The organism is Streptomyces sp. TAA040 (genome assembly GCF_000424845.1).
The window spans coordinates 1-1263 of the sequence record NZ_AUKR01000070.1; the positions used below are offsets into that span (position 1 = coordinate 1).

General features: G+C 69.6%; 2 protein-coding genes. Both read left to right on the forward strand.

Annotated features, from left to right (window positions below; all coding sequences use genetic code 11):
- A partial coding sequence (locus H300_RS28600) for a Mu transposase C-terminal domain-containing protein (protein ID WP_486584000.1) occupies positions 1–975 on the forward strand: 975 nt, incomplete at its 5' end.
- The gene (locus tag H300_RS0121695; protein WP_028429052.1) at positions 972–1205 is read left to right on the forward strand and encodes a hypothetical protein; all 234 of its coding nucleotides are present in this window, start codon (positions 972–974) and stop codon (positions 1203–1205) included. The genes H300_RS28600 and H300_RS0121695, both read left to right, overlap by 4 nt.
- The last annotated feature ends 58 nt before the right edge of the window (positions 1206–1263 follow it).

The window sequence follows — 1263 nt, forward strand, 5'->3', positions numbered from 1 at the left end:
CCGTTTCGTACCTTCGTACGTCGAAACGTAGCCGGGATACGGCGTGTTCTGCGCATCAGCCCAGGTCAGCGACCCACGGAAGCGACCGGAGAGCCCGATTTCCTGTCCAAGACCGTCCGGCGGGCCTTCGGCCTGCTCGGTGTCCCGGTGCACCGGGTGCGCAGCGCCCGTCACAAGGGCGGTATCGAGCGGCTGAACCGCACCAGCATGACTCGTTTCTTCGCCGGCCTGCCCCGCTACACCAAGGCGCCCCTGCTCGATCACCGCCGACGTCTCGGCGAGACGGACCCGCCGTTGACGTTCGAGGCGTTCGTTCAGCGCCTGGGGGAGTGGGTCACCGAGCACAACACCGAGCACGTGGTGGGGCGCACCGGGATGACGCCGCTTGAGGCGTGGCTGGCCGACCCGACCGAGGTCCGGCCCGAGCCCACGCCGGCCGAGCTGCGTGCGTTCATGCTGGAGAGCGACCACCGGCCGAGGAAGATCACCAGTCACGGGGTGGAGTTCGCGGGCCGCTGCTACATGCCGGAGAACGGTGCCGGATGGATCGGGGTCGAGGTGCGGGTGCGGTGGATGCCGCACCACGCCCATGAGATCGACCTGTACACCTTCCGCGGGGATCGTTACCTGGGCCGGGCGTTCCTCAGCGACGAGGCAGGCGAGGAACTGCGCGCCAAGGTCCTTGCCGGCCGCCGGGAGCACAGTGCTGAACTGCGCAGGGCCTTGCAGCGCTCCGGTGAGCGCAGGCGCGACCGCTATCTGCCGGCTACGGAACCCGAACTGCCCGCCTCGGCAACCCGGATGACCAAGGAAGAGGCGCTGGCTGAACTCGCGGGCACCAGCCGGCGAGCCCCTGCCGCTCCCCGACGGCGCGAAGAGCCGTACCAGCCCTTGACCCCCGTCCCGGCCGGCTGGGTACGCCCCGGCCAGGCCACCGCCCCCGCCCCCGCCCATCCGTCTTCGGAGGACGCATGACCACCACCACGCCGCAGCGCCAACCCGATCCTGCGGCGCCGCGCCGCCCGGATCTGCGCCCGCAGTTCTTCCTTGACATTCCGGATTCGGAGCTGGTCGCCACCGACACGCTGCTGCAGATCAAGGACACCGTCGTCGACACCGTCGAATCACGGGCGATGTCGGTGATCTACGGCGACGCCGGGCTGGGGAAGCAAGGTCATTGCGTGATCGCGATCTGTCCGGGTTGATCACGTAAGGCCCAGAGCTGTCAGAGGCCGCCGGTGGTCGCGGCCGGTGTGCCGGAGG